This window comes from Desulfonema magnum (assembly GCF_017377395.1).
Taxonomy (GTDB): Bacteria; Desulfobacterota; Desulfobacteria; order Desulfobacterales; family 4be13; genus Desulfonema_C; species Desulfonema_C magnum.
Map to the genome: position 1 here is coordinate 4204350 of NZ_CP061800.1, position 26344 is coordinate 4230693.

At 45.3% G+C, this 26344-nt stretch carries 14 protein-coding genes; 11 read left to right on the forward strand and 3 right to left on the reverse strand.

Going from position 1 to position 26344, the window contains the following annotated elements; translation table 11 throughout:
• Positions 1-399 precede the first annotated feature (399 nt).
• The 8 genes from dnm_RS16265 to dnm_RS16300 all read left to right on the forward strand — a co-directional run bounded on the left by dnm_RS16265 (position 400) and on the right by dnm_RS16300 (position 13181).
• Complete coding sequence (locus tag dnm_RS16265) at positions 400-1656, forward strand: IS110 family RNA-guided transposase (RefSeq protein ID WP_207677974.1); 1257 nt, start codon at positions 400-402, stop codon at positions 1654-1656.
• Positions 1657-3704: 2048 nt separating this feature from the next.
• Positions 3705-4961, forward strand: a complete 1257-nt coding sequence (locus dnm_RS16270; protein WP_207677974.1) for an IS110 family RNA-guided transposase — start codon at positions 3705-3707, stop codon at positions 4959-4961.
• A gap of 1251 nt (positions 4962-6212) precedes the next feature.
• Positions 6213-7586, forward strand: coding sequence for a PFL family protein (locus dnm_RS16275; protein ID WP_207677975.1), 1374 nt, complete (start codon positions 6213-6215; stop codon positions 7584-7586).
• A 752-nt stretch (positions 7587-8338) separates the two neighbouring features.
• Complete coding sequence (locus dnm_RS16280; RefSeq protein ID WP_246556002.1) at positions 8339-8866, forward strand: tRNA (cytidine(34)-2'-O)-methyltransferase; 528 nt, start codon at positions 8339-8341, stop codon at positions 8864-8866.
• Positions 8867-9119: 253 nt separating this feature from the next.
• A complete protein-coding gene (gene alaC / locus dnm_RS16285; protein ID WP_207677976.1) occupies positions 9120-10286 on the forward strand; it encodes an alanine transaminase in 1167 nt (388 codons plus the stop codon).
• A 145-nt stretch (positions 10287-10431) separates the two neighbouring features.
• The gene (locus dnm_RS16290; RefSeq protein WP_207677977.1) at positions 10432-11751 is read left to right on the forward strand and encodes a homoserine dehydrogenase; all 1320 of its coding nucleotides are present in this window, start codon (positions 10432-10434) and stop codon (positions 11749-11751) included.
• Positions 11752-12002: 251 nt separating this feature from the next.
• A complete protein-coding gene (thrH, locus tag dnm_RS16295) occupies positions 12003-12623 on the forward strand; it encodes a bifunctional phosphoserine phosphatase/homoserine phosphotransferase ThrH (RefSeq protein ID WP_337833582.1) in 621 nt (206 codons plus the stop codon).
• A gap of 156 nt (positions 12624-12779) precedes the next feature.
• The gene (locus dnm_RS16300) at positions 12780-13181 is read left to right on the forward strand and encodes an acyl-CoA thioesterase (protein WP_207677978.1); all 402 of its coding nucleotides are present in this window, start codon (positions 12780-12782) and stop codon (positions 13179-13181) included.
• On the opposite strand, the gene dnm_RS16305 is transcribed toward dnm_RS16300, so the two are convergent.
• Complete coding sequence (locus tag dnm_RS16305; protein ID WP_207677979.1) at positions 13155-13373, reverse strand: hypothetical protein; 219 nt, start codon at positions 13371-13373, stop codon at positions 13155-13157. The two genes, dnm_RS16300 and dnm_RS16305, sit on opposite strands and share 27 nt — an antisense overlap.
• 619 nt (positions 13374-13992) lie before the next feature.
• Between dnm_RS16305 and dnm_RS16310 the strand changes: the two genes are divergently transcribed.
• The 3 genes from dnm_RS16310 (at position 13993) to dnm_RS16320 (ending at position 20259) form a co-directional block, all read left to right on the forward strand.
• Positions 13993-15399 (forward strand): efflux transporter outer membrane subunit, encoded by a 1407-nt coding sequence (locus dnm_RS16310; protein WP_207677980.1) that lies wholly within the window; start codon positions 13993-13995, stop codon positions 15397-15399.
• A gap of 24 nt (positions 15400-15423) precedes the next feature.
• A complete protein-coding gene (locus dnm_RS16315; protein ID WP_207677981.1) occupies positions 15424-16665 on the forward strand; it encodes an efflux RND transporter periplasmic adaptor subunit in 1242 nt (413 codons plus the stop codon).
• 264 nt (positions 16666-16929) lie between these two features.
• The gene (locus tag dnm_RS16320) at positions 16930-20259 is read left to right on the forward strand and encodes an efflux RND transporter permease subunit (protein WP_246556004.1); all 3330 of its coding nucleotides are present in this window, start codon (positions 16930-16932) and stop codon (positions 20257-20259) included.
• 338 nt (positions 20260-20597) lie between these two features.
• Here the strand turns inward: dnm_RS16320 and dnm_RS16325 are convergent, their stop codons facing one another.
• A complete protein-coding gene (locus tag dnm_RS16325) occupies positions 20598-21221 on the reverse strand; it encodes a hypothetical protein (protein WP_207677982.1) in 624 nt (207 codons plus the stop codon).
• Positions 21222-23009: 1788 nt separating this feature from the next.
• On the reverse strand, positions 23010-25973 hold the full coding sequence (locus dnm_RS16330; RefSeq protein WP_207677983.1) for a C1 family peptidase: 2964 nt from the start codon (positions 25971-25973) through the stop codon (positions 23010-23012).
• Positions 25974-26344 lie beyond the last annotated feature (371 nt).

Genomic DNA, 26344 nt, shown 5'->3' on the forward strand with positions numbered 1-26344 from the left:
AAGCACTTCACATTTTAAGGTCGGTGAAAAAATGGCGCCGCGAGCCCGATATAAACATGACCGGCCGGTCACCTGCACAACAAAATGTCAGCTCTTTTAAGAGACTACGAATATAAAACTTTTTTTTCAGGACCGGCCTCATTTTTTAAGAAGTGCGGAAATATTTTAAAAAGTCGTTCGGAGACTACGGGACAAGTGTTTTTTTACTCTGAATATCCGTATTCGGCAATTATTTTATTCAGATAACGAACTAAATTTATTTCTTATTAATTAGAGTTTCATATAAACTCCCATGTCCTGCGGACACAACAAAGGATGAAACTTTTGATTTTTGGTTCAAAATGTCATAACTACTCTCAGAATAAATATTTATCAACAATTATAACAGGAAGGACGGTTATGACTAAAAAATCAGACACCCCGATTATTTCAGTAATGCATCCCGTTTGTTGCGGACTGGACGTTCACAAGAATATTATTTCAGCATGTCTTATTACTCTGAATCCCCTTGGCTCGCCGCAATATGAAGTGAGGGAATTCCCGACTTTTACAGACAGCCTTTTCCTTTTAAGGGACTGGCTGACCGACAATAATTGTCCGACAGTTGCAATGGAAAGTACAAGTGTGTATTGGCGTCCGGTTCACAATATCCTTGAAGGACATCTGGATGTTGTCCTGGTAAATGCGCGCCATATAAAAAATGTTCCCGGCAGAAAGACGGATACCGAGGACAGCAGATGGCTTGCCAATCTCCTTCGCCACGGGCTTGTGAAAGGCAGTTTTATTCCGGCAAAGGAAGTGAGACAATGGCGTGACCTGACAACGCTTCGGAAAAATTACACACAGACTCTCGGAGATTACAAGAGGCGTGTTCATAAACTGTTCGAGACCGCCAATATCAAAATCAGTTCTGTGGTGACCGATCTGTTCGGAGTGACAGGACGTAACCTGATCAGTCTCCTTTGTGACGAAGATGCGGATTTAAGCCTTGAAAATATTGAAAAATGTGCGAAAGGAAGTCTCGGTTCCAAAAGTGCGGAACTTCATCGCAGTATTCAGGGTTTTTTTGAAGATCACCATCGTTTTCAGTTAAAACTGCTTATGGATACAATTGAGGCAACGGAGCGGAATATTAAATCCGTAACTGCCCGTCTTGCCAGGCTTATGAGGCCTCATCAGGAAGTTTTGGATCGTCTGGACGAAGTATACGGGATTAACACAGTGGCCGGTCAGTCAGTGCTCAGTCATATAGGATTCACACTGGAAGAATTCGGAAATGAGGCTGCTTTCTGTTCCTGGGCAGGACTTTGTCCCGGAAATAATGAAAGTGCCGGCAAGCGTAAAAGCGGCAGGTCCCCGGTCCGAAATCATCCCTTTAAAACAGTCATGGTTGAAATTGCATGGTCTGCCATTAAGAAGAGGGACTCATATTATAAGGACAAATATTATCGTATAAAATATCGGCGCGGAGCCAAAAAAGCTGTTGTCGCAGTTGCTCACAGCATAGCAAAGGGAATTTATCATATAATAAAATACGGAGAATCTTTTGAGGATCTGGGTAAAGGATATCTTTCCGGCAAAAATCAGGAAAAAAAGATAAACAGACTAAAAAAACAGGCCGCACAGTTAGGATATGACCTGGTTGCTTCCGCTTAACAGAGAATAACCTTAAAATAAATTGAAAACTGTAAAGAATATGAAGAATATACCGAATCCGTTTTTTAACAGGAAAGGATAATAACAGCCTGATGTAAATAAAACTGAAGCACTTCACATTTTAAGGTCGGTGAAAAAATGGCGCCGCGAGCCCGATATAAACATGACCGGCCGGTCACCTGCACAACAAAATGTCAGCTCTTTTAAGAGACTACGAATATAAAACTTTTTTTTCAGGACCGGCCTCATTTTTTAAGAAGTGCGGAAATATTTTAAAAAGTCGTTCGGAGACTACGGGACAAGTGTTTTTTTACTCTGAATATCCGTATTCGGCAATTATTTTATTCAGATAACGAACTAAATTTATTTCTTATTAATTAGAGTTTCATATAAACGGCCATGTCCTGACGGTCACAACGAAGTATGAAAGTTTTGAAGTTTTTCCTAACACTTAACACTTAACACCTGACACTTTCATATAAACGGCCATGAGCTGCCGGTCACAACGAATGATGAAAAATCAGTAGATCGAAAAGAATTTGTAACATACTGTTTTAAAACAACTGCGAGGAGTGCAAAAATGAAGCGAAGGCGAAATTTTTGCAAAAATTCCGCGTTCGCTTCATTTTTGCACTCCTTTTGTCCCGGAAACTTTTCGATCCATTGAAAATTTGTAATTTTTCCTAACACCTGACACCTGACACCTAACACCTTTTTCATATAAACGGCCATGAGCTGCCGGTCACAACGAATGATGAAAAATCAGTAGATCGAAAAGAATTTGTAACATACTGTTTTAAAACAACTGCGAGGAGTGCAAAAATGAAGCGAAGGCGAAATTTTTGCAAAAATTCCGCGTTCGCTTCATTTTTGCACTCCTTTTGTCCCGGAAACTTTTCGATCCATTGAAAATTTGTAATTTTTCCTAACACCTGACACCTGACACCTAACACCTTTTTCATATAAAACGGCCATGAGCTGCCGGTCACAACGAATGATGAAAAATCAGTAGATCGAAAAGAATTTGTAACATACTGTTTTAAAACAACTGCGAGGAGTGCAAAAATGAAGCGAAGGCGAAATTTTTGCAAAAATTCCGCGTTCGCTTCATTTTTGCACTCCTTTTGTCCCGGAAACTTTTCGATCCATTGAAAATTTGTAATTTTTCCTAACACCTGACACCTGACACCTAACACCTTTTTCATATAAACGGCCATGAGCTGCCGGTCACAACGAATGATGAAAAATCAGTAGATCGAAAAGAATTTGTAACATACTGTTTTAAAACAACTGCGAGGAGTGCAAAAATGAAGCGAAGGCGAAATTTTTGCAAAAATTCCGCGTTCGCTTCATTTTTGCACTCCTTTTGTCCCGGAAACTTTTCGATCCATTGAAAATTTGTAATTTTTCCTAACACCTGACACTTAACACCTAACACCTTTTTCATATAAACGGCCATGAGCTGCCGGTCACAACGAATGATGAAAAATCAGTAGATCGAAAAGAATTTGTAACATACTGTTTTAAAACAACTGCGAGGAGTGCAAAAATGAAGCGAAGGCGAAATTTTTGCAAAAATTCCGCGTTCGCTTCATTTTTGCACTCCTTTTGTCCCGGAAACTTTTCGATCCATTGAAAATTTGTAATTTTTCCTAACACCTGACACCTGACACCTAACACCTTTTTCATATAAACGGCCATGAGCTGCCGGTCACAACGAATGATGAAAAATCAGTAGATCGAAAAGAATTTGTAACATACTGTTTTAAAACAACTGCGAGGAGTGCAAAAATGAAGCGAAGGCGAAATTTTTGCAAAAATTCCGCGTTCGCTTCATTTTTGCACTCCTTTTGTCCCGGAAACTTTTCGATCCATTGAAAATTTGTAATTTTTCCTAACACCTGACACCTGACACCTAACACCTTTTTCATATAAACTCCCATGTCCTGCGGACACAACAAAGGATGAAACTTTTGATTTTTGGTTCAAAATGTCATAACTACTCTCAGAATAAATATTTATCAACAATTATAACAGGAAGGACGGTTATGACTAAAAAATCAGACACCCCGATTATTTCAGTAATGCATCCCGTTTGTTGCGGACTGGACGTTCACAAGAATATTATTTCAGCATGTCTTATTACTCTGAATCCCCTTGGCTCGCCGCAATATGAAGTGAGGGAATTCCCGACTTTTACAGACAGCCTTTTCCTTTTAAGGGACTGGCTGACCGACAATAATTGTCCGACAGTTGCAATGGAAAGTACAAGTGTGTATTGGCGTCCGGTTCACAATATCCTTGAAGGACATCTGGATGTTGTCCTGGTAAATGCGCGCCATATAAAAAATGTTCCCGGCAGAAAGACGGATACCGAGGACAGCAGATGGCTTGCCAATCTCCTTCGCCACGGGCTTGTGAAAGGCAGTTTTATTCCGGCAAAGGAAGTGAGACAATGGCGTGACCTGACAACGCTTCGGAAAAATTACACACAGACTCTCGGAGATTACAAGAGGCGTGTTCATAAACTGTTCGAGACCGCCAATATCAAAATCAGTTCTGTGGTGACCGATCTGTTCGGAGTGACAGGACGTAACCTGATCAGTCTCCTTTGTGACGAAGATGCGGATTTAAGCCTTGAAAATATTGAAAAATGTGCGAAAGGAAGTCTCGGTTCCAAAAGTGCGGAACTTCATCGCAGTATTCAGGGTTTTTTTGAAGATCACCATCGTTTTCAGTTAAAACTGCTTATGGATACAATTGAGGCAACGGAGCGGAATATTAAATCCGTAACTGCCCGTCTTGCCAGGCTTATGAGGCCTCATCAGGAAGTTTTGGATCGTCTGGACGAAGTATACGGGATTAACACAGTGGCCGGTCAGTCAGTGCTCAGTCATATAGGATTCACACTGGAAGAATTCGGAAATGAGGCTGCTTTCTGTTCCTGGGCAGGACTTTGTCCCGGAAATAATGAAAGTGCCGGCAAGCGTAAAAGCGGCAGGTCCCCGGTCCGAAATCATCCCTTTAAAACAGTCATGGTTGAAATTGCATGGTCTGCCATTAAGAAGAGGGACTCATATTATAAGGACAAATATTATCGTATAAAATATCGGCGCGGAGCCAAAAAAGCTGTTGTCGCAGTTGCTCACAGCATAGCAAAGGGAATTTATCATATAATAAAATACGGAGAATCTTTTGAGGATCTGGGTAAAGGATATCTTTCCGGCAAAAATCAGGAAAAAAAGATAAACAGACTAAAAAAACAGGCCGCACAGTTAGGATATGACCTGGTTGCTTCCGCTTAACAGAGAATAACCTTAAAATAAATTGAAAACTGTAAAGAATATGAAGAATATACCGAATCCGTTTTTTAACAGGAAAGGATAATAACAGCCTGATGTAAATAAAACTGAAGCACTTCACATTTTAAGGTCGGTGAAAAAATGGCGCCGCGAGCCCGATATAAACATGACCGGCCGGTCACCTGCACAACAAAATGTCAGCTCTTTTAAGAGACTACGAATATAAAACTTTTTTTTCAGGACCGGCCTCATTTTTTAAGAAGTGCGGAAATATTTTAAAAAGTCGTTCGGAGACTACGGGACAAGTGTTTTTTTACTCTGAATATCCGTATTCGGCAATTATTTTATTCAGATAACGAACTAAATTTATTTCTTATTAATTAGAGTTTCATATAAACGGCCATGAGCTGCCGGTCACAACGAACGATGAAAATTTTATATTTTTTCCTAACACCTAACACTTAACACCTAACACTTAACACCTGACACCTGACACCTGACACTTTCATATAAACGGCCATGAGCTGCCGGTCACAACGAATGATGAAAAATCAGTAGATCGAAAAGAATTTGTAACATACTGTTTTAAAACAACTGCGAGGAGTGCAAAAATGAAGCGAAGGCGAAATTTTTGCAAAAATTCCGCGTTCGCTTCATTTTTGCACTCCTTTTGTCCCGGAAACTTTTCGATCCATTGAAAATTTGTAATTTTTCCTAACACCTGACACCTGACACCTAACACCTTTTTCATATAAACGGCCATGAGCTGCCGGTCACAACGAATGATGAAAAATCAGTAGATCGAAAAGAATTTGTAACATACTGTTTTAAAACAACTGCGAGGAGTGCAAAAATGAAGCGAAGGCGAAATTTTTGCAAAAATTCCGCGTTCGCTTCATTTTTGCACTCCTTTTGTCCCGGAAACTTTTCGATCCATTGAAAATTTGTAATTTTTCCTAACACCTGACACCTGACACCTAACACCTTTTTCATATAAACGGCCATGAGCTGCCGGTCACAACGAATGATGAAAAATCAGTAGATCGAAAAGAATTTGTAACATACTGTTTTAAAACAACTGCGAGGAGTGCAAAAATGAAGCGAAGGCGAAATTTTTGCAAAAATTCCGCGTTCGCTTCATTTTTGCACTCCTTTTGTCCCGGAAACTTTTCGATCCATTGAAAATTTGTAATTTTTCCTAACACCTGACACTTAACACCTAACACCTAACACTTTTTTCTACAGAGAAATATCATGCTTACAGAGAGAGAAATACTTTCCACGCTTGAGATGCTTCAAAATGAACATCTTGATGTGCGTACTATCACTTTAGGCGTAAATCTTTTTGATTGTGCAAGTCATAATCTTGATACGCTGAAAAAGAACATCCATACCCGAATCACACAGCTCGCCAGAAATCTTGTAAAAATCTGTGACCAGGTTGGCGACAAATACGGCATTCCGGTGGTGAACAAACGGGTGGCCGTGAGTCCCATTGCAGTGGTGGGCGCGCCGTTTTCTCCGTCCCAGTTGGTTGAGATCGCCAAAACCCTCAATGATATTGCCGAAGAGGTGAATATTGATTTTATCGGCGGATTCACAGCCCTGGTGGAGAAAGGCATTGCCAAAGGAGACCGCTCGCTTATCGAGGCAATTCCCCGTGCCCTTGCGGAAACTGAACGGGTCTGCGCTTCTGTGAATGTGGCTTCCACCCGGGCCGGAATAAATATGGATGCGGTCTGTCTTATGGGGCAGATCATCAAACAGGCAGCAAGCCTTTCTGCTGACAAAGACGGGCTGGCCTGCGCCAAGCTCTGTGTCTTCGCCAATATTCCCCAGGATATTCCCTTTATGGCAGGGGCTTATCTAGGGGTGGGAGAGGCAGATGCGGTTGTCAATGTGGGGGTCAGCGGTCCCGGAGTGGTAAAAAAAGCCATTGATCGTGCGCTTGAGGCAAATCCCAATCTTGATCTGGGTCAGATTTCGGAACTTATCAAGCGGACCGCTTACAAGGTCACCCGTGTCGGAGAACTGATCGGCAGAGAAGTGGCTGAAAATTTGGGAATTCATTTCGGAGTTGCGGATCTTTCCCTTGCACCCACGCCAAATGTGGGAGATAGTGTGGGGGAAATATTCCAGAGTCTCGGGTTGCTGAGTATCGGCGTACCCGGAACCACGGCTGCACTGGCCCTTCTGAACGATGCAGTGAAAAAGGGCGGCGCGTTTGCAAGCTCCCACGTGGGCGGTCTGAGCGGGGCTTTTATCCCTGTGAGTGAGGATTTGAATATTTCCGAATCCGCAGCAGCCGGGCATCTTTCCCTTGAAAAACTGGAAGCCATTACCAGCGTATGCTCTGTGGGCCTGGATATGGTTGCCATTCCCGGAGATACGTCAGAGGAGACCCTTGCCGCGATTATTGCGGATGAAATGGCTATCGGTGTCATCAACAAAAAAACCACGGCCACACGGCTGATCCCTGTGCCGGGGAAAAAAGCAGGAGATAACGCTTATTTCGGCGGGCTTCTGGGGCAGTCCGTGATTATGCCGGTAAATAATGCCTGTGGCGAAAATCGTTTTATCCGCCTGGGGGGCAGGATTCCCGCGCCGATTCAGAGTCTGACAAACTGATTAAAGGTATATTTGACATGAGACCTCCGAGCAGTTGAACTCGGGGTTTCGTACCAAATTTCATAATCTTCTGTATGATCAAAAAACAGTTTGACATTAAATTTATAATTCAGTACGTTAGATAATTTTTTATTATATGCCAGCTCTGAACCACAGACTAACATGGATTAACACGGATTTCACGGATTGAAAAAAATTAGATAATTTTTTATTATATGCCAGCTCTGAACCACAGACTAACATGGATTAACACGGATTTCACGGATTGAAAAAAATCTGTGTAATCCCCTTAATCTGTGTTAATCTGTGGTTCAAACATTTTGCGGGACGGGGTTGCAAACCCGCCCGGGATGTTTTCCGAATCACCGCAAAGGAACCTTTCGGACGGGGTTGCAAACCCCGTCCGGCAACCTTAGCCTGATGCGTATGGGTTGCAAACCCCGTCCGGCAAAAATTTGAACCACAGATTAAAATGGATTAACACGGATTTCACGGATTGAAAAAAATCTGTGTAATCCCCTTAATCTGTGTTAATCTGTGGTTCAAACATTTTGCGGGACGGGGTTGCAAACCCGCCCGGGATGTTTTCCGAATCACCGCAAAGGAACCTTTCGGACGGGGTTGCAAACCCCGTCCGGCAACCTTAGCCTGATGCGTATGGGTTGCAAACCCCGTCCGGCAAAAGATTTCACAGATTTCACGGATTGAAAAAATCTGTGTAATCCCTTAATCTGTGCTAATCTGTGGTTCAGATGCTTCATTTACCGAAGATGAAAAATAAGTTTGAAAAGAATACCAGAGTGACAGAGCGGCATGTCGTTCTTATCGCGCCTGAAGTGCATTGGAATACTGGCAATATCGGGCGCACCTGTCTCGGGGCAGGCGCTTTCCTTCATCTGATCAGACCCTTGGGGTTTTCCCTTGAAAGCAAACAGGTTAAACGGGCAGGTCTTGATTACTGGCCTAAGGTCAGGCTTTTTGTGTGGGAGAATTTTGAGGAATTTAAGGAAAACATGAGACCGAAAAAAGAGGAAGTGGCATTATTTGCTAAAAAAGCTGAAAAACCCTTCTGGTCCATGCCATGCCCTGACCGCCTGTTTCTTATCTTTGGCTCGGAAACCAAAGGACTTCCCGAAACCATCCTGTCCGTATATAATCAGGCTGCTTATCATATTCCTATCTCCGGAAAAATAAGATGCCTCAACCTTTCCACAGCCGTGGGAATCGCTTTATATGAAAGCCTTCGCTCCTTACCGCCCGTTCATGCCTGGGCATCATAGGGAACGCGTTTCCCTGCGACTGACCTTCTGAGAATCAAAACAATTTTTTTGACATAAACCAATTCATATTGTAAAAAAGTGAAACTTGAAACTTGAAACTTGAAACTGGGCAACCACAGACAGATTCTCGCTGTGAAACAACGATTTCACACAAATTTGTCTTACATTCAAATAAAACTGTTCGTTTCAAGTTTCCAGTTTCCAGTTTCCAGTTTCAAATTTCCAGTTTCAAATTTCAAAACATGAGGTTGTTATGAGACAATTTGCAAGACTTGACCGTTTACCGCCATATGTGTTTGCCACTGTGAATGAAATAAAGATGGAAGCACGACACGCGGGTGAGGATATTATTGACCTGGGAATGGGCAACCCGGACCTGGGCACGCCTGACCATATTGTTGAGAAACTCGTGGAAGCCTCACAAAAGCACCATAATCACCGCTATTCGGCTTCCATGGGAATTACCAAGCTGAGGCTGGCGATTTCCAATTGGTACAAACGCCGGTTTGATGTGGATGTTGATCCTGATACCGAGGCCATTGTCACCATCGGTGTGAAAGAAGGATTATCCCATCTGATTCTTGTGACGATCCGTCCGGGAGATGTGGTGTTCACTCCGAATCCCACCTATCCGATTCATCCGTATTCGGCTATCATTGCCGGGGGAGATGTCCGCGGCATTCCTGTGGGGCCGGATTCTGATTTCTTTGAAAATCTGATGCACGCGACAAAGCAGACATGGCCGAGGCCAAAGGTGCTGATTCTCAGTTATCCGCACAACCCCACAACTGAGGTTGTTGATCTTGAGTTTTTTGAAAAGATCGTGGCTTATGCAAAGGAACACGATATTATGATCATCCACGACTTTGCTTATGCGGATCTGGTGTTTGATGATTATAAAGCGCCCAGTTTTCTCCAAGCCAAAGGAGCCAAAGACGTGGGCGTTGAATTTTTCTCTTTGTCCAAAAGCTACAGCATGGCAGGCTGGCGGGTCGGCTTCTGCGTGGGAAATAAGGAAGTGGTCGCTGCATTGCGCCGGATAAAAAGTTATCTTGATTATGGCATTTTTCAACCCATTCAGATTGCGTCCATCATCGCGCTAAACGGCGATTATGACTGCGTGGAAGAAATCCGTGACACTTATAAGAGTCGGCGGGACGCCCTGATAACAGGTCTGAACCGTGTGGGCTGGGACATAAAAAGCCCCAAAGGAACCATGTTTGTATGGGCAAAAATTCCAGAACAATATATTAAGATGGGTTCCGTGGAGTTTTCCAAATTTCTGATTAAAGAGGCCAAGGTTGCTGTCTCACCCGGATTGGGATTTGGCGAGTACGGGGATGAATATGTGCGGTTTGCGCTGATAGAGAATAACATGCGCATCAATCAGGCCGTAAGAGGCATTAAAAAAGTAATGTAATCCCGGCACAAGGAGTGCGAAAATTTTATTTTCGCAAACTCTCCTGCTGGCAGATTTTTTCTGGCGGTTTTTGCGAAAATAAAATTTTCGCACTCCTTTTTTTCTCTTCGGAGCAGAGGTCGGGAGTATTCAAAGGCTATTTTTTATGAAAAAGATTAACATTGGTTTGCTTGGCTGCGGCACAGTCGGTACAGGCGTTGCAAAACTTCTTATCGAAAACAGAGAGCTGATTCGCTCCCGGGTCGGGGCTGCCCTGAATTTGAAATATGTGGCTGATATAGATATTCAAACGGACAGAGGTATAAGTTTTGATGACGGGGTCTTCATCAGTGATGCTCAGAAAGTGCTTGATGATCCTGACATTGATATCATTATTGAAATGATTGGCGGCGAGGGACTTGCAAAAGAGTTTATTCAAAAAGCCATCCATAATGGCAAGCATGTTGTCACTGCAAATAAAGCCCTTATTGCCAGTCATGGCAATACCCTGCTCAGAGCCGCGGCGGAAAAAGGGATTGATTTTGCGTTTGAGGCAAGTGTGGGCGGATGTATGCCGATTATAAAATCTTTGCGGGAATCCCTGGTGGGAAACCGCATCACCTCCATGATCGGCATTCTCAATGGCACATGTAATTATATCTTATCCAAAATTACGGATGAGGGAAAGACTTTTGAAGCCGCCCTTTCCGAGGCCCAGGCAAGCGGTTTTGCAGAAGCGGATCCCACGCTGGATGTGGAAGGGTTTGACACGGCTCATAAACTGGCTATTCTGAATTCCCTTGCTTATGGCATGGAGATCAATTTAAAAGATATTTATATTGAAGGAATATCAGGAATTACGCCGCTGGATATCGAATTCGCAGGAGAGTTCGGCTATCGGATAAAACTCCTCGCCATTGGCAAAGATAAAGGCGATGCGGTTGAGGCAAGAATCCATCCCACCATGATTCCGTTTGATAATATTCTTTCCAATGTCAACAGCAACCTGAATGCGGTCATGGTTTCTGGCGACGCGGTGGGCGATATGCTGCTTTACGGATATGGCGCGGGGATGATGCCCACTGGCAGTGCGGTGATCAGTGACGCGGCCGATATTGCCCGGAATATTCTGTCCGGTGCGAAAGCGGGGAGGGTTCCCCTGCTTTCCTATCAGTCTGAAAATATTCGAAAAATTCCTGTGATGCCGGTGGATGAAATTTTCACTCATTATTATTTCAGGTTTTCCGCGCTGGATCGTCCCGGGGTTCTCTCCAAGATATCAGGTATTCTGGGCAAGCATGACATCAGCATCAAGTCTGTGCATCAGAAAGGACGGAAAACAGGCGGATCAGTTCCCATTGTCATGCTCACTCATCTTGCCAAAGAAGCAGATGTGAAAAAGGCGTTGTCCGAGATTATGCTCCTTGATGTTGTGGGCGATAAGCCGGTTATCATACGCATTGAAGATCAAAACGGACAGGATTGAATTGGGTGATTTGGGATTGGTGATTGGTGATTTGGGATCGGATCGTGAACGAATACTCGATGATCAGGTGTCTTTCTGTCATTCCTGCGAAAGCAGGAATCCCGTGCCGCCGGATTCGTAAAATATGCGAAAAATGGATTCCTGCTTTCGCAGGAATGACAAGCTTTTTCTTCGAACCGGGTCAAAAAGCTGATCGTTGAGTCATAATAATATCCTCCTCATCGGCGGATAATAAGAATGGTGAATCATAAATGACAGATAACAAAATGTATATTGTTTGTTCGGATTTGGAAGGGGTTTATACGCCTGAAATATGGATCAACGTGGCGGAGAAAACAGGCATTGAGGAACTCAGGCTGACCACACGGGATATCTCCGACTATGATAAATTAATGAAGCGACGGCTTTCCATTCTTCATGAGAACGGACTGAAAATAAAAGATATCACAGATGTGATCGCAACCATGGATCCCCTTGAAGGTGCGAAGGAGTTCCTTGACTGGCTGAGATCACGCACTCCGCTGATCGTTGTTTCCGATACTTTTGTTCAGTTTGCCGGCCCGCTCATGGAAAAACTTGGCCGCCCCACACTGTTTTGCAATTCCTTATCCATAGAACCGGACGGCACTGTTTCAGGGTATAACCTGCGCCAGAAAGACGGCAAACGAAAAACAGCGATTGCTTTAAGAGGTCTTAACTATAAAATTATCGGTGTCGGCGACTCTTACAATGATATTAATATGTTGAAAGAAGCTGACAAAGGCATTCTTTTCAGACCTCCGGAAAATGTAACAGAGGAATTCCCGGAGCTTCCTGTGACCTACAAATATGATGAACTGAAAACAATTATTCAAAAGGAACTGGGCGATTAAATATCTGAGTGCCTGAGGACCTTTAACTCAATCATCAAATTTTTTGTTCTTGTATAGGGAATTATAAAATCTGATCATCGAGTTTAAGCTGTTTAAAGAATTCAGACACCTCTCAGACACTCAGACATTAAAAAAACTCAGCTATTCAGACAAACAATGCTTACTCACAGAACAACATACCGAGTCATATACGGCGACACGGATAACATGGGAATCGCCTATAATGCCAACTATTTAAGATGGTTTGAGATCGGCCGGGCAGAAATGTTCCGGTCATTGGGGCTTCCTTACAAGACAATCGAATCAAAGGGAATTTTTCTGCCAATTTCGGAAATGCAGTGCAAATTTATATCGCCGGCCCGCTACGACGACCTTATTATTATCGAAGCGTCAGTTGATGCAAAGGTGCGGGCAGGAGTAAAATTTGATTATCAGATATTCAGCGAGGACGGGGAGACCCTTCTTGCCACAGGATACACAAAGCACGCCTGCGTTGACACTCACGGCAGGGTGGTGCGTCCGCCTGCATTTTTAAAAGATATTCTCCGTGAGGGATGAATACATTTTTATCTCGTTCCCACGCTTTGCGTGGGAACGAGATAACGAGATATCGAAATATCGAAATATCGAACGAGATAAGGCATATCTCCCGCCACACAGCTTCCTCAGTTCCTTATCATCCCACCACAGAAGAATGCCGTGCATTCCTGAGACCGCGCACAAGAACCAGAAGCCCTGTTCGAAAAACAATCTCTTTCTCCGAGTTTGAAGAATAATTTCAACCTGATTTTAGATTTTATTAACAGAGTTGTTCCTAAATACTCGATGTTCAAGTTTTTTTCTGTCATTCCTGCGAAAGCAGGAATCCGCTGCTTCCGGAAGCGTGGCCTCTGTCCAAAATGGATTCCTGCTTTCGCAGGAATGACAGGCTTTTTAGTCGAATCGGGTCAAAAAACTTGAACATCGAGTAAATAAATAATGCCACAAAGACACGAAGATGCGAGGGCGAGGGCTTCACGAAGGGTCTTTGTGTGCCTTTGCGCCTTCGTGTCTTTGTGGCATTATGAGCCGCACGTCGCGTCATATGACAGCGGGCTGAAAGGCTTACTTATTTGGGAACAACTCTAATGATTTAAATTCAGCGAATTAAAATTTTTAAATACAAAAATATACCAAAGGCCATTACCTTATCACAAAAAAATTCAGAGCAGACAATCTTTTTTGTAACCTTTTTCCAAGAACCATACGACATATATAGGCAGAAGCAGAAAAAAACTTCTGCTGATCTTTGTTTGGAAAAAGAAAATCTGGTTCATAAAGGAGTTTAAGATGAAAGCAAAAAGGACTATCAGTATGAGGGCCTGACAACATGATAAAAAAACAGATTATTATTACACTGCTGATTATTACAGGTCTGACAACCTCCTCCTGTACCTTGTTCACCCCGGATATCAGAACTGCTCCCCAGGGAGAACTGCCTGAAATGTTTTCCCTTTATACATCAGACAGGGATATGGCTGTCCCGTGGTGGCAGGAATTTAATGACGTTGAACTGAACGCGCTGATTGCCGAGGCTTTGTCAGGAAATTTCAGTCTGAAAGAGGCGTGGCAAAGACTGAAACAGGCTCAGGCAGTGGCAGTGAAAACCGGAGCAGCGAGTTTTCCGGATGTGTCACTGAACGCAGGGAATTCACGCACCCGCAGGCGCACAGATGACGGTTCCGGTTCATCCTCGCTTACTGCTTCGGATTATTCCCTAGGGCTTGCCAGCAGTTACGAACTGGATATATGGGGACGGATTCGTTCGGAACAGGAAGCGACCCGCCTTGAAACCGCGGCAACCCGTGAAGACCTGAACGCGGCTGCCATGACGCTCACCGCTTCGGCCGCAACACTCTGGATCAATATCATTTCACAGCGAATGCAAAAGCAGCTCCTAAAAAGACAGCTTGAGACAAATAAAACCTATCTCGAACTGGTGGAACTCCGTTTCCGAAAAGGGGTTGTTTCCGCACTGGATGTGTATCAGCAAAGGCAGGCTGTTGAACAGGTCCGGGGGCAGATTCCGCTGATCGAATCAGAAGAACAACTGCTGATGCACGAGCTGTCGCTGCTTCTGGCAAAACCGCCCAGATCAGAGGTTCGCATTACCCGAAAAACCCTGCCGGATATTTCCCAGGTTCCGGCAACAGGACTGCCTGCGGATATTTTGGCCTCAAGGCCGGATGTCCGGGCAGCCGGGTTGCGCTTACAGGCTTCGGACTGGAACGCGGCCGTGGCAAAAGCCGACCGCCTGCCCGCTTTGAAACTCACAGGAACTGCGAGTTTCGGCGCAGATCATCTTGACATTATTTTTGACAACTGGCTGCTCAGGCTCGCGGGAAATCTTACCGCACCGATTTTTGACGGGAAACGCCGGAAAGCCGAGGTGGATCGGAGCCTGGCAAAGGCCGATGAAAATCTGTGGGCATATCGCCGCGCTGTTTATACCGCCATCAAAGAAACAGAAGACGCGCTGATCAGGGAGAAGAAACAGCGACAGCATCTCCGGGTGCTGGAAGCAGAGACAGAAGTCGCCCAAAAAGCATTTGATCAGGCCATTGCCCGTTACCGCAAGGGGCTTTCAGATTATCTGCCAGTGCTGACACAGCTTCAGAAAGTTCAACGTCTGGAAAAAAGCATGATTCAGCAAAAAACCGGGCTTCTGATCTATCGGGTAAATCTGTATCGCGCACTTGGCGGAACATGGACAGATTCGCTCATGTCCGAGGGGTAATCTGCAAGGATAAGGATAAGGAAAATGACACATCGCAATCATCAAAACACAGATCAAAATCGCATCGCGGTTCCCTCCGAACATCACCGCATCATACCGCTTTTAGTTAAAATTTTGCTTCCCCTGCTCATACTCGGCGCGGGTATCGCGGGGGCCGCATATATTCAGAAAAGTACCTCCAAACCCCGCAGACGTCCCCCCGAGCAGACAGCCCGCCTGGTAAATACCGAGCCAGTTCGCATATCTGATGAACAAGTGGTGATTCAGGTCATGGGAACTGTGGAACCAGCCCATGAACTGGTACTCAGACCCAAAGTTTCGGGAGAGGTGGTCTCAGCTCACCCCGAATTTACCGAAGGCGGCTTTCTTGAAGCGGGCGAGGAAATCCTGAAAATTGACCCCAAAGATTACGAACTCATTGTCACACAGATGAAAAGTAAAGTTGCCGAGGCTTCATATCAACTGAAGATAGAAATGGGGTACCAGGATATTGCCAAACGGGAATGGGAGTTGCTCAACGGAAAAAGCAGTGGCAAAGACCCTGACAAAGCGCTTGCGACGCGCAAACCGCATCTTGAAAAGGCAAAGGCTGAACTCCGGTCGGCAAAGGCCGAACTGGAACAGGCAAGGCTGAACCTTGCCCGAACCCGGGTTTGCACGCCGTTTAGCGCTGTGATACGAACGAAACAAGCAGAGATCGGTTCCCAAGTCTCATCCGGGGAGCAGCTCGCGGAGCTGACAGGTACGGATGAATACCGGATCCGGGTTTCCGTGCCTGTGGACAGGCTGAAATGGATTACCATTCCCCGAAAGGGCGGAGACCCGGGTTCCCAGGCTGTTGTGAAATACCATGACGGCGCATATCAGCGGGAGGGAACAGTGATCAGACTTCTGAGCGACCTTGACACTGAAGCGCATATGGCGCGGCTTCTGATCTCTGTAAAAGATCCGCTGGGGTTGGAGAATCCTGAAACCGGATATCCTCCGCTTCTGATCGGCGAGTATGTCCGCGTTGAAATCAGAGGAGAGAAACTGACAAATGTTGTCCGCATTCCGCGAACCGCGTTGCGGGATGATAATAAAATCTGGATCGCGGGAAAAGACAGAACCCTGATTATCCGTCAGGTCAGAACTGTTTGGCGGGATAATGATTCTGTTTTTCTGAAAAATGGTTTGAAAATCGGAGAACAGCTGATCACATCTGATCTTTCCGCGCCCGTGCATGGAATGGCAATTCAGATGGCAGGTTTTTCTGAAAATGAGTAGATCGAAAAAATTCACAAATCCGGAGTGCAAAAATTAAGCGAAGCGGTTTTTTGCACCGCTCATTTAAAGAATTCACAAATCCGGAGTGCAAAAATTAAGCGAAGCGGTTTTTTGCGCCGCTCATTTAAAGAATTCACAAATCCGGCGTGCAAAAATTAAGCGAAGCGGTTTTTTGCACCGCTCATTTAAAGAATTCACAAATCCGGAGTGCAAAAATTAAGCAAAGCGGTTTTTTGCACCGCTCATTTGAAAAATTCCGCTAAAATGCAAAAAATCGCTTTGCTTAATTTTTGCACGCCGGAAAGGATTTTTGATCTGCTGAAAATAGCAAAGATTCAGAAAGAGGCAAACATGGCAAATGAACATAAAGAAAAAGAACGTGGACCGGTCGCATGGATGGCGGGCAATTCTGTTGCCTCGAATTTACTGATGCTGGTCTTGCTGGTGGGCGGTCTGATCCTGGGAACTCAGATCAAACAGGAGGTATTTCCTGAATTTGATTCGGACAGAATCAGCGTGACAGTATCTTATCCCGGGGCCAGCCCCGAGGAAATAGAACAGGGAATCATCCTAGCCATTGAAGAAGCGATCCAGGGACTGGAAGGGATAGACGAAATCACATCCGCAGCAAGGGAAGGTTCGGCAACAGTCACAGTCGAAGCCCTGACAGGTGCGGATATGCAAAAGCTTGCAAATGATATTCAAAGCGAAGTTGACCGCATCAGTTCTTTCCCGGAAGAAGCTGAAGACCCTGAAGTGTCTGTGGCTATGCGCCGCCGAGATGTGATATCTCTCGTAATCTACGGAGATCAGGACGAGCGGGTGCTGAGGGAAACTGCCGAAACTGCCAGAGACGAACTGCTCCGGAATGAGAACATCACCCAGGTGGAGCTGGCCGGTATCAGGGATTTGGAAATCAGTATCGAAGTGCCCCAGGAAAAGCTGAGGGCATATCATCTGACGTTGGAAGAAGTCGCACAGCGCGTCAAAGCCGCTTCAGTGGAACTGGCAGGCGGCGGTATCAAAACCCGGTCCGGCGAGGTACTGGTCCGCATGAAGGAACGCAGAGATTATGGCAGGGAATTTGCCCGGATTCCCATCATCACCGGCAAAGACGGTTCCCAGACACTTTTGGAAGATATCGCTGTGATCACGGACGGATTCGAAGACACAGGCCGTTACGCCACTTACAACAGTAAACGCGCAGTGATGATCGAAGTTTACCGGGTGGGCGATCAGAGCCCGCTTGAGGTTGCCGATGCAGTCAAAACCTATCTGGAAGAATTACAGGGAAAGCTGCCTCCCGGGATCGAAACCGGAATTCTGAAAGACAAGTCAGATATATATCGCCAGCGCCTGGACCTGATGCTTCGAAACGGCTATATGGGGCTTTCACTGGTATTCATCCTGCTGGGGCTGTTTTTGGAAATCCGTCTTGCTTTCTGGGTGGCCATGGGAATTCCCATTTCATTTATGGGTTCGCTTCTGTTTCTGCCCCTTCTGGGCATCAGCATCAACATGATTTCCATGTTCGCATTTATCATTGCCCTGGGAATTGTGGTGGATGACGCGGTTATCGTGGGTGAAAATATTTATTCTTACCGGCAGCAGGGAAACTCCTTTTCCAAGGCTGCGATTGCAGGCGTTCAGGAAGTCTCCATGCCTGTCACCTTCAGCATTCTGACCAATGTGGTGGCGTTTATGCCGCTGTGGTTTATACCCGGACATATGGGCAAAATTTTCAAGAGCATTCCCGCTGTTGTGATCACTGTATTTCTCATATCGCTCATCGAAAGCGTGTTTATTCTGCCCGCGCATCTGGGACATCAGCGGGAACGGGGAAAAAAAGGACTGACAGGCTGGCTGTTCCGTGTACAGGCACGTTTCAGCAACGGATTTACCCGTATGATTCACCGGTATTACAGTCCGTTTCTGAAACAGATATTGAAAAACCGGTATCTGGTTCTTTCCATTGGCATGACAGCCCTGATACTCATTCTTGCCCTGGTAAAAAGCGGCCGTATGGGCATGACGCTTTTTCCCAGAGTTGAGTCGGATTTTTCTCAGGCAACCCTTGTTCTGCCATATGGCTCACCTGTTGAGAAAACCGAGGCCGTGACAAAAATTTTAACAGATGCTGCCAGACAGGTGGCCGAGGAAAACGGAGAAAACAGCCTGGTTCAGGGCATTTTTGCGGAAATCGGCAACTCTGGCGAGCATACGGCAAGGGTAAGGGCATATCTGACACCTCCGAAAATACGCCCCATGAGTACCGGCGAAGTTACCCGTCTGTGGCGGAAACAAGCCGGAGTCATTGTGGGGCCTGAATCGCTGACATTCAGGTCTGACTCAGGCGGTCCCGGATCAGGCGCCTCACTGAGTCTGGAACTGAGCCACCGGGATATTAACGTGCTGGAGGCAGCCAGCACAGAACTGGCTGAGGCATTGAGCCAGTTTCCCAATGTCAAGGATGTCGAGGATGGTTTTTTACCCGGCAAGCAGCAGATGAATTTCAAAATCCGACCCGAAGGCCAGGCCCTGGGGCTGACAGCCCAGTCCGTTGCCAGGCAGGTGCGTTATTCTTTTTACGGCAAGCAGGCGATTCGTCAGCAGCGGGGAAAAAACGAGGTCACGGTGATGGTACGCCTGCCCAGGGCAGAACGGAGTTCGGAGCATCACCTGGAGGAACTGATCCTGCGCACCCCCTCAGGCGCGGAGGTTCCTTTGCGTCAGGTGGTGGATACAAAGCGGACCCGGGCATATACAGAGATCAATCGGCGGACCGGCCGCAGGGTGATCACGGCCGAGGCAGATGTGAATCCGCCTGAAAAAGCAAATGAGATATTGGCTGAACTGAAATCCGGCATACTGCCCGAACTGACACATAAATACACGGGACTTGAGTACAGTTTCCAGGGCAAACAGGCGGATATTCGGGACAGTATGAGCAGTCTGGTGAAAGGTCTGCTTCTGGCAATGCTGTGCATTTACGCCATGCTTGCCATTCCTTTCAGGAGCTATGTACAGCCTGCCATTGTAATGACTAGTATTCCTTTCGGGATCGTGGGCGCGGTGCTGGGGCATCTGATCATGGGCTACAGTCTGAGCGTGATGAGCATGTTCGGCGTGGTCGCGCTCTCCGGCGTGGTGGTGAATGATTCCCTGGTTCTCATCGAGCTTGCCAACCGCAGAAAACAGGAGGGATTATCTGCCCATGACGCGGTTCATTCCGCCGGAATTCAGCGGTTCCGTCCTATTTTACTGACAACCTTTACCACTTTTGGCGGACTCGCGCCCATGATCTTTGAAACATCCCGGCAGGCAAAATTTATGATTCCCATGGCCCTTTCACTGGGCTACGGTGTTTTGTTCGCCACCGGTATCACCCTTGTCCTGGTTCCGTCGCTGTATATGGTCCTCGAAGATATCTACCGAGCTGTGTGGTCCCTCATGGGCACCCGGTCAGATTTGCGGATACAAGATGAAGACCAAGCCTGTAAGGATATTCTTCAAAAAAATGATACTGTTATAGCTTCCGATCCCCAAACTCCCAATGACAGGGCTGTTATACTGTCGGACGCATTCAAAGTTTAGCGAAACACACAGAGTCTCAGCAGATTGAAAAAGTTTTCAGGCCGTCACAGGGCGGACGGGGGGAGAAACCCATATGCATCAGGCTAAGAATGCCGGACGGGGTTTGCAACCCCGTCCGAAACGTTTGTTTTCGGGGGTCGGAAAATATTTCGGACGGGGTTGCAAACCCCGTCCGGCAGATCACGGATTAATAAAAACAATGAGTTACGATCTTAGCCTGATGCATATGGGGGAGAAACCTGGCTTTTTCCCGCGGGGGAGATATTTTGTCCGGGGAACAAACCCGGGTTTCGTTGCTGTCCAGCGCACAGCCAGGAAACTTTTCAATCTGCTAAATATTACAGCCCCATCTCTGAAATATAGTTCAAACCATAAATTATGTCTCTCAGGTCTATTTTGTTGTCTTCGTTCATATCAACATACGGTAATCCGGAATCTTTTGCTATTAATGCTTTCAGCATATTTATAACATCAGCCAGACTTACAACGATAAGATCAATTTGTTCAACATCTCCGCTTTCTCCTACAGTCAGTTGCTGGCCCTTCGCTGACACATTAATATTATCCCGACGTTCCCCTATTAATACAACGGGTAGTTCAACACCATCCTTAATGGCATGGATGACCACTGGTTCGCCTGGTTCCGCCCCTTCTGGCTGGCTGTCTTTGTTATAAATTGGAATATCTATTATATAACAATTATGTTCATTAAGGCCATCTGTATCTTCCGCTTCATCTCCGTTTGCTGAAATAAAAGATGTTCCATCCGGTTTGGTTACAGTAAATACATAACCTGCATCGGTCTCATTTGTTATTTGTACACCATTTACCTCCACCGTGCCGCCAATTCTGAAAGGCAACGGTATTCCGGCATCATCCCTGGTTGTTTCCTGCCCCAGAACTGTTGAAGCAAAAAAACAGAGAGACAAAACGACTGACATGGCAATTTTTTTCCCAAACATGGATAACCTTTCTTATTCATTAGAGAATTAAAAAATTAAAATAAGGTGCAAAGATGAAATAAGTTCCCGACCTGAACGTCCTGGAAAAAAGCCGGGTTTCTTTGCCGCACCGCGCGCAGTCCGGAAACTTTTCGATCTGCTGACACTCGATAATCAAGTTTTCTGATCCGGTCCGGCCGGACAGCCTGTCATTCCGTCCGACTGAAACTTTGGCATGAGTTCAGTCGGACGCTCACGCCGAAGCCTGCAAAAACAGGAATGACAAAAAAATTTGATCATTGAGTTACAGTGTTTCATTCAGGGACAAACTTTGAAAAACTCCGTATAAATCCTCTTATATTCAGATAGATTGGGGGCAGTTGCAATGAAGGCGGTAGGTAAGGTGCGATTTGGAAAATTGAAATATGATTCAGCAACTCCTCCCCCGGAATTTTTTTCTCAGAGCTTATAAGTACCTAACCATAAGTTTTCTATATTTGTCCGGGGAAGAAACCCGGGTTTTTTCCGAAATGATCCGCCGTCCGTGAAGGAAAAAGCCGGGTTTCTCAGCCATCCTCGGAAAAAAAAGATGTATGAAAAATTTTTGCTCAAGTACTTACATGCGGCAAAGTTATTTTATCTTTTTCGTGAATCATCAATATCAGTAGATCGAAAAGTTTCCGGACTGTGTGCGGCATGGCAGAGAAACCCGGCTTTTTTTCCCCGGACAGAAGACTCCCCCCGCGGGAAAAAGCCGGGTTTCTTCCCCGTTCGCCGTGTCTGTCCCGCGACAGCCCGAAAACTTTTCGATCTACTGAATATTGAAAAGCAAAATAGCAGATTTTAAGGAAAGTGATCAATGGGGTGAGAAGAGTAAATTAACTGGAGAAAAGGAGTAAACTGATAGGGAAAAGGCGCATCAGAGGTAGGAATATCCTACCTTTTACAAAGGCTTTGGCATATTTTTTGCTTAAAAGATTATAATATTTTAATATAATTATAAATAGTCAGATATATTGACCCGATGCCACAAATTTAAGCGGTTGCAGCCAATAGGGTGAAAAGCGTAAAATTATGAAAAACAGGGAGTAAATCAGCAGAGCAAAAAGCCCCTTTTTAAACTTTTCGAGCTGAAATAAATAAAAAAATAGCTGGTTCTGACGAATTTTTTGGTTTTACATGATTTCAGAGAGTTATCAGCCTGAAAATCGGTGCGAAAGTATCAGAAACCACAAAAAAACGTTAGAATCAGGAATGTTCAGCAGATCGAAAAGTTTGTATCAGCCAACGGATTACAGAAGACATCACGGGAATAACAGAGATATTCCCGTAACAGAAAATTAACGATACCTAATAGATATCTTATACTCGATAATCAAGTTTTTTCTGTCATTCCTGCGAAAGCAGGAATCCACTGTCTCCGGATGCGTAAAATCTGCGGAAAACGGATTCCTGCTTTCGCAGGAATGACAGGCTTTTTTGTTCGATCCGGGTCAGAAACTTGATTATCGAGTGTGAGGAATGCGGAAAACAGATGCCGCGCCTCCGGCAACAGTGGATTCCTGCTTTCGCAGGAATGACAGGCTTTTTGTTCGATCCGGGTCAGAAACTTGATTATCGAGTTATAGTCTTCATCACAGAATTCAATTCTGATCTTAATATTGGCAATCACATAGGAAAAAACGGCCAGCAAACTCATCAATTCAGATTTTTGAATAATTTCATATAGTTGCATTCCATTCTTTCAACTAAGAAAGCTTCTCTCAAATAAATTGTCCCAGTTTTCAAAAGTTTTCGATCTGCTGATGTTTACTGCCTTTTTCGTGAAACATATCTTAACACATAAATCGCGTCTTCCAGACTGATCTTGTGATCTTCATTCATATCAGCACATGACGGATCCGCGACTTCCATGCCTGTCAGCGCTTTTAATACTGATATGGCATCAGACAGTTCAGGACCATTGCCGCCACATCCCGCAGGAGGCGTCTCAGCCTGTCTTATCTCCACAGTCTGAGGGCTTCCTTCTATGTCCGGGGCTGAAATTTCAATTTCACCTGTTCTTGCAGCACCGGGATTGGCTTCATACTCAACTTCTATGATGCCGTCATTCGTTCCGGAGGTTTTGCTGATAATGCTTAACCATGGGTCATGGGTCTGTGCTGTCCAGTTTATCGTGCCTTTGCCTGCGTTAGAGATATTAATGGTCATTGCTCCGTGTGCTTCGGAAACCTCTTTGAATGGCGGTGAAGCCATTAAAACCGGAGGCATGCCTGAACTCGCAAATTTTATGGCCCTTACTTCCACAATAACAGAAGCTTCATCCGGATCATTGGAAAAGATTGTTATCTTTCCTGTCTCCTCCGGGTCCCTGACGGCGTCCCAATCTGTCACAGATACTTCCACAACAGCGTGTTCGTTCGGACGGATACGCTGAATTATCCGGGGCGAAAATGTCAGCCAGTTCTTATCTTCTGATATGCTGTTGATGACCAAATCACTGTCGCCTGTATTTGCAATGGTAAACTCTGTTTTGTCCTCATCTGTGAAGACCCCTGAGACTTTGCAGGCATAACTGCCAAATTTCACATCATCCGTGACATCATCATAGGCAATACGAAAATAGCCATTCTCTCCCCACCAGTCGCCCCAACTGTTTTTCACCTTGAAGCACTGTTGCGTGTCATCATATCCCACAAGCAGAACCGCATGACCGTTGTCCTCCCAGGAAATGGGTCCGCCATTATAATCATAGACCCCGCCGGTGTAGCTGCCATTAAAAGTTCCGTCGTCAGGTGTCCTCATGCAGACGATAAGTGGTCCGTCTTGCAAGGCTTCTTTCAAATCATTTACAGTATGATTTTCTCCCCATAACCCCGGGGAGGGAGTAAACTCTTTTATTTTCAAAAGAAAATCCGGTTCAGCGCATTTGTCATCACAACTACCTTTTGAAGTGGTATAAGGGTAGCAGGATTCCGGGAAAATTCCGCTTTTATAAATATAATTCAGGGCATCCCAGTACCATCCGCCGCTGCAACTGCCAACAGAACAGGAAAGAATGGCCTGTTCGGAAATATCATCTTCCACAGAAAGTCCCGCCTGATTCATAAGGTTCTCAATCATCGCAGCGGTTGCAAAGGCCCAGCACGAACCGCAGGATCCCTGAAACCTGACGGGGCTGTCATAAACGCTCCAATCCGCAGACACAGGCAAAGAATCTGAAGCAGGTTTGCGCGGCGGCGCAATACGCGTATTCCAATATGCTTTGACATATTCAGGTATGACAAGACCCTTTGCGTATTCGTTGTCTGAAACTTGAAACTTGAAACTTGAAACTTGAAACCTGAGACTTGAGACTTGAGACTTGAGACTTGAGGATGGAGACTTAAAACCTGAGTTTCGAGTTTCGAGTCTCGAGTTTCGAGTCTCGAGTCTCAAATTCTGAGGCTGATTAATAATTAATGATTTCGGAGTGACATGAATATCTGATGTGCTGATTTCTTCAGAAAAATTCCTGGAGATATAAGCTGAACCCGAATCTTTTCCATTATCATCATCTTTATAAGCCCCTGCCATTGCATAATATCCCTCGCTCTGGCCGGAGATGGAAACAGACCAGCCCAGATAATCCTCTGAAGCCCCGTCATTAGCAACCAATTTTTCCTTCTGAATCCAATGAGTTCCGTCATATTTAAAAATATAGGCTGAACCGGAATTATATCCTCTGTCATCGTCCGAATCTGCTCCCACCATTGCATACCAGTTTGATCCGCGTCCGGAGATGGCGACAGACCTGCCGAAAAAATCGTCTGCCTCTCCGTCATCAGCTGTCAGCTTTGCCTGCTGAATCCAGCGGCTTCCCTCACGCTTAAAAATATAGGCCGAACCAGAGGCACTTTCATGGTCATCATCCGCATCCGCGCCCACAATCACATACTGTTCCAGGCTCACAGCGCCTGAAACAGAAACCGAAAAACCGAAAAAGTCGTCTGCCTCTCCGTCGTCTGCTGTCAGCTTTGCCTGCTGAATCCAGCGGTTTCCCTCACGTTTAAAAACGTAGGCCGCTCCCTTATCACCATCATGAATCGCTCCTACAACAGCATAGTCACCGGAAATACAGACAGATCTGCCGAAATTGTCACCGGCCGCGCCGCGGTCGGAAGTCAGCTTGTCCTGTTCTGTCCAATCGGTTCCGCTGCGTTTAAAAATATAAGCCGAGCCGGAGTCCTTTCCGCCGTCGTCATCCCTGTAAGCCCCGACAATCGCATAATCACCGGAAACAGATACAGAATAGCCAAAATAATCATTTCGTTCGCCATCGCTCGCAACCAGTTTTGCCTGCCGGATCCAGTTGGGTCCCTCACGTTTAAAAATATAGGCCGAGCCTGTGCCAAAGGCATTGCCATTACTGTTAAAAGCGCCTGCTATGGCATACCACTCTGATTCATGGGCAGAAATGGAAACAGAATGGCCAAAATACTCATGACCTGCCCCCTCGGCAGATGCGAGTTTGGCCTCCCGGGTCCAATTGCCGCTGTTATGTTTAAAAATATAAGCCGAACCAGAACCGCCCCCTCCGTTATCATCTTTATAAGCGCCTGTAATGGCATAGCACTCTGAGTTTTGTCCGAAAATGGAAACAGACTGACCGAATTCATTGCCTTCGGCCCCGTCATTGGCAGTGATTTTTTCAGTTTCGGCAAATGCCGCGGAAAACAACAGAAATACAAAAATTGCAGTGAATAAAACCGGGGTATGTTTTTTTGTCATCATATGTCTTTTTTCAGATAAATAAATTCAGAATACAGGAGCAATTCTTGTGGCTGCACCTGATATCAGATAAGTGCCTTAGCAAAAAGTTTTTATATATCTTTTTCTGCGAACGGAGGAGAAACCCGGCTTTTTTCTGCTAAGGCTAGCGCATTATTTTAATTTTAAAAAAATTGTCCGAACCGTTTTTCTGTACAAAGCATTTTCTCTTTGTGATAAACTTCGTCATTATACCATTGATTTTTGATAACGGGCTGCTAATATTATTTTCAAATTAAAATTTGACTTCCTTCACAGAAGCTAAAAAGCACAGATGGTGGGTTCCGCTTCGCTGCACCCACCCTACATTTCGGGCAGATTATTTTTTGGGAAAT

Excerpts from the sequence above, each read along its gene's own strand:
- dnm_RS16315 (WP_207677981.1), top strand. The coding sequence starts at position 15,424 with ATGACACATCGCAATCATCAAAACACAGATCAAAATCGCATCGCGGTT.
- dnm_RS16280 (WP_246556002.1), top strand. The coding sequence starts at position 8,339 with ATGCTTCATTTACCGAAGATGAAAAATAAGTTTGAAAAGAATACCAGA.
- dnm_RS16330 (WP_207677983.1), bottom strand. The coding sequence starts at position 25,973 with ATGATGACAAAAAAACATACCCCGGTTTTATTCACTGCAATTTTTGTA.
- thrH (WP_337833582.1), top strand. The coding sequence starts at position 12,003 with ATGACAGATAACAAAATGTATATTGTTTGTTCGGATTTGGAAGGGGTT.
- dnm_RS16310 (WP_207677980.1), top strand. The coding sequence starts at position 13,993 with ATGATAAAAAAACAGATTATTATTACACTGCTGATTATTACAGGTCTG.
- dnm_RS16325 (WP_207677982.1), bottom strand. The coding sequence starts at position 21,221 with ATGTTTGGGAAAAAAATTGCCATGTCAGTCGTTTTGTCTCTCTGTTTT.
- dnm_RS16270 (WP_207677974.1), top strand. The coding sequence starts at position 3,705 with ATGACTAAAAAATCAGACACCCCGATTATTTCAGTAATGCATCCCGTT.
- dnm_RS16300 (WP_207677978.1), top strand. The coding sequence starts at position 12,780 with ATGCTTACTCACAGAACAACATACCGAGTCATATACGGCGACACGGAT.
- dnm_RS16275 (WP_207677975.1), top strand. The coding sequence starts at position 6,213 with ATGCTTACAGAGAGAGAAATACTTTCCACGCTTGAGATGCTTCAAAAT.
- dnm_RS16290 (WP_207677977.1), top strand. The coding sequence starts at position 10,432 with ATGAAAAAGATTAACATTGGTTTGCTTGGCTGCGGCACAGTCGGTACA.
- alaC (WP_207677976.1), top strand. The coding sequence starts at position 9,120 with ATGAGACAATTTGCAAGACTTGACCGTTTACCGCCATATGTGTTTGCC.
- dnm_RS16265 (WP_207677974.1), top strand. The coding sequence starts at position 400 with ATGACTAAAAAATCAGACACCCCGATTATTTCAGTAATGCATCCCGTT.
- dnm_RS16320 (WP_246556004.1), top strand. The coding sequence starts at position 16,930 with ATGCAAAAAATCGCTTTGCTTAATTTTTGCACGCCGGAAAGGATTTTT.